The following is a 3,654-nucleotide window of genomic DNA, read 5'->3' on the forward strand; positions in this document are numbered from 1 at the left end:
CCCACTCACTTCTCCAATCTGCTCCCGGATAAACTCCAGCAACTGAAAAAGTTTTTCCTTGATTACCTCGTGATAGTCGTTTCCAAAGGCATATTTAGAGATCTTGGGAGCATCCGGATCCGTTTGATTTTGTTGGGGGAAATAATTCAAGGTAAGAGAAATGACCGATTTGGCACCCTCAACCAGTAGCCTAGGATCCAGGCGTTTGTCAAAATGGTTCTCCATATAAGCCATTTTTCCATGATGATTTTGGTTGAGCCATTTTTCCAGCCTCGGTGCTTCTTCTTCCAGAAATCCAGCCCTGGAAATACCACATTGCATAAAGCCCAGGCGCAAGGCCTCCTCTTTAATCACTTTGCTGTACCGGGAAGAATTATTTAACATCACAAGGCAAAGATAAGGTTTAGCCAGAAACCTTTTAGAACTTGGTTTGTTTCTATATAAGAATCACAACAAAAAATAAAGTTATGGAACCCAACGAAACAAAATTGAGTGAGGGCCAAAACCTTCCTCATAAACCGATAGAAACCAATTATGCAAAGCATCAGGAAGACCCGGGGCCTTCGCCCCAGGCCGTTAATGAATATGACAAAAATGGTGCTGGCCCCATTTTGAAATGGATCATCCCAATACTAGTTATTGCACTATTGATCTACTGGTTAATATTCCGGTAAAAAACTATTTCAACAACTTCACCTGATAAAGATCGCTGCGGCGGTCTTTTAATATCTTCACTGTACCGAAATGGTGCAGTTCATCTAAAAGGTGTAAATCTACATCTACAACAAGCATCATTTCAGTATTAGGTGTTGTTTCGGCTTTTACGGCATTGGTTGGAAAAGCGAAATCTGAAGGGGTGAATACTGCCGATTGAGCAAACTGGATGTCCATATTGTTCACCTTGGGTAAATTACCTACACAACCGGCAATGGCCACATAACATTCGTTTTCTATGGCCCTGGCCTGTGCACATCGGCGTACCCGGGTATAGCCATTTTGCGTGTCTGTTAAGAACGGCACAAACAGAATTTGCATGCCCTGGTCTGCATAGATCCGGCTTAATTCAGGGAATTCTACATCATAACAGATCAGGATCCCGATCTTACCACAGTCCGTATCAAATACTTTAATCTTGTCTCCGCCCACCATTCCATAATATTTGAGTTCGTTGGGTGTAATGTGAATTTTTCTATACTCTTCTGTTTTACCGCTTCTATGGCATAAATAAGTAGCATTATAGAGCTTATTGTTGTCCAGAATTGGCATACTTCCTGAAATCACATTTACATTATAAGAAACGGCATATTCCTGTATCTTGGCTACAATTTCTTCTGTCAGTTCAGCCAACTTACGCATGGCCTCCATTTCCGGTAAATGGTTATAAGGTTGGAGAAGGGGAGTATTAAACAACTCAGGAAACATAATAAAGTCAGATTTATAACCGCTTACCGCATCCACAAAGAACTCAACCTGCTCATAAAAGCTTTCCATGGTAGGAAACAAACGCATCTGCCATTGTACCAGGCCGATGCGGATTGTTTTAGCAGATCGTGCAGAAGCATCAACTCCCTGGTAATAAATATTATTCCATTCGATCAAAGTCGCAAACTCTTTAGATTCATGATCGCCGGGAAGGTAGTTTTTCAGTACTTTCCTAACGTGAAAATCGTTGGACAGCTGGAAGGTCAGGGTAGGATCGTAAAGTTCCTTTGATTTTACCTTATCAATATATTGTCTGGGACTCAGTTTATCGGCATACTCGTGATAACCCGGTATGCGGCCCCCCGCAATGATACTTTTCAGGTTCAGGCTTTCGCAAAGTTCTTTCCTTGCTTCATACAGTCTCCTCCCTAAACGCAGGCCACGATATTCAGGAGAAACGAAAATCTCTATTCCATATAGCGTATCGCCGTTAGGATCATGTGTAGAAAACGTATAAGCGCCCGTGATCATTTCATAGGTATGCTTATCCCCGTATTCGTCATAATCGACTATAATAGAAAGAGAACAAGCTACTACCTTATCGTCTACCGCAATACACAATTGTCCTTCAGGAAATAATTTCAGCAGTTTAGCTATCGTTTGTTTGCTCCAGATCTGGCCGCCGAGGGTGTCGTAGGCCTGCAACATGGATTCTTTAAGGTCGTTATAATCTTCTAAGGTAAGTTTTCTGAGTTCTATATTCATATATGTTTGTATGATGCCACCGGAAAAAAGCCGGTACAACATACAAACAACTAAAACAGCCTTCCTGTTTGGGCCTGGTACTGTCTTTTTAAATGAATATAGGCAGCTTCGGTCACTTCTCTTCCCCTTGAAGTACGCATAAGATATCCTTCCTGGATCAGGAAAGGTTCATACACCTCCTCAATCGTACCTTCATCTTCACCAACGGCGGTAGCAATGGTTTTTAAACCCACAGGCCCGCCTTTAAATTTATCAATAATGGTCAGCAGGATTTTGTTGTCCATTTCATCCAGTCCGTGTTCATCCACATTCAGCGCGGTTAAAGCAAAGCGGGCAATTTCTGTATCAATTTCACCATTTCCTTTGATCTGGGCAAAATCCCTGGTGCGGCGCAGTAAAGCATTGGCAATACGCGGTGTACCTCTGCTTCGGCGAGCAATTTCATAGGCGCCCTCATCCGTAATCGGTGTTTTTAAGATCTCTGAAGAACGCTGAACAATGGTAGTGAGCAATTTGGCATCGTAATAGGCCAAACGGGCATTGATACCAAACCTGGCCCTTAAAGGTGCTGTGAGCAAACCGGATCGGGTGGTAGCACCAACCAGTGTAAAAGGGTTTAGTCCGATTTGCACAGAACGGGCATTGGGCCCGCTCTCCAGCATAATATCTATCTTAAAATCCTCCATGGCAGAATAAAGATATTCCTCAACCAGTGGACTTAAGCGGTGGATCTCATCAATAAAAAGAATATCGCCTGCTTCCAGATTGGTCAATAAGCCGGCGAGATCGCCCGGTTTATCCAATACCGGTCCGGAAGTAACTTTAATCCCGGTATTCATTTCGTTGGCGATAATATGAGAAAGTGTGGTTTTCCCCAGACCCGGAGGGCCATGCAAAAGGACGTGGTCTAAAGATTCTCCACGCAGTTTTGCTGCTTTTACAAAAATCTTCAGGTTCTCCATGATCTTGTCTTGCCCCGTAAAATCATCAAAAGCCTGCGGGCGCAATACTTTCTCTATATCACGTTCAACGGGCGTTAGATTTTCAGAAGAGGCATCAAGATTTTCATTCATGTTGTAAAGTTAAGAAAATAATACAGCGAATTAACTGCTGAACTTGGCTGCTACTTTGGCTTCCTTTATACCATTGGAATAATCATAGAAACCTTCGCCCGATTTTACACCTTTTTTTCCAGCCATGACCATGTTGACCAGAAGAGGGCAAGGCGCATATTTAGGATTTCCAAAGCCATCGTGCAGCACTTTTAAAATGGCCAGACAAACATCAAGGCCAATAAAGTCGGCCAGTTGAAGCGGTCCCATTGGATGTGCCATACCCAGTTTCATTACCGTATCAATTTCCTCAACACCAGCCACGCCTTCAAATAAAGTTTCAATAGCCTCATTGATCATCGGCATCAGGATTCTGTTGGCTACAAAGCCCGGGTAATCATTGACTTCAACGGGT

General features: G+C 43.0%; 5 protein-coding genes. 1 reads left to right on the forward strand and 4 read right to left on the reverse strand.

Annotated features, from left to right (window positions below):
• Nucleotides 1-384: epoxyqueuosine reductase (locus VNZ46_RS19395; protein WP_325561719.1), on the reverse strand; the 384-nt coding region annotated here is incomplete at its 3' end.
• 83 nt (nt 385-467) lie between these two features.
• Between VNZ46_RS19395 and VNZ46_RS19400 the strand changes: the two genes are divergently transcribed.
• The gene (locus VNZ46_RS19400; protein ID WP_133779779.1) at nt 468-674 is read left to right on the forward strand and encodes a hypothetical protein; all 207 of its coding nucleotides are present in this window, start codon (nt 468-470) and stop codon (nt 672-674) included.
• Between the two features lie 4 nt (nt 675-678).
• Here the strand turns inward: VNZ46_RS19400 and VNZ46_RS19405 are convergent, their stop codons facing one another.
• The 3 genes from VNZ46_RS19405 to VNZ46_RS19415 form a co-directional block, all read right to left on the reverse strand.
• Nucleotides 679-2,187 (reverse strand): bifunctional GNAT family N-acetyltransferase/carbon-nitrogen hydrolase family protein, encoded by a 1,509-nt coding sequence (locus VNZ46_RS19405; protein ID WP_199075337.1) that lies wholly within the window; start codon nt 2,185-2,187, stop codon nt 679-681.
• Nucleotides 2,188-2,237: 50 nt separating this feature from the next.
• Nucleotides 2,238-3,260: a Holliday junction branch migration DNA helicase RuvB gene (gene ruvB, locus VNZ46_RS19410; protein ID WP_199075338.1), complete on the reverse strand. Its 1,023-nt coding sequence runs from the start codon at nt 3,258-3,260 to the stop codon at nt 2,238-2,240.
• A 30-nt stretch (nt 3,261-3,290) separates the two neighbouring features.
• Nucleotides 3,291-3,654, reverse strand: a 364-nt coding sequence (locus VNZ46_RS19415; RefSeq protein ID WP_325561717.1) for a 3-hydroxyacyl-CoA dehydrogenase family protein, incomplete at its 5' end; no start/stop codon positions are given.

Source organism: Pedobacter sp. (genome assembly GCF_035566355.1).
Taxonomy (GTDB): domain Bacteria; phylum Bacteroidota; class Bacteroidia; order Sphingobacteriales; family Sphingobacteriaceae; genus Pedobacter.

Coding starts and splice junctions, on each gene's coding strand:
- VNZ46_RS19405 (WP_199075337.1), bottom strand. CDS start 2,187: ATGAATATAGAACTCAGAAAACTTACCTTAGAAGATTATAACGACCTT.
- ruvB (WP_199075338.1), bottom strand. CDS start 3,260: ATGAATGAAAATCTTGATGCCTCTTCTGAAAATCTAACGCCCGTTGAA.
- VNZ46_RS19400 (WP_133779779.1), top strand. CDS start 468: ATGGAACCCAACGAAACAAAATTGAGTGAGGGCCAAAACCTTCCTCAT.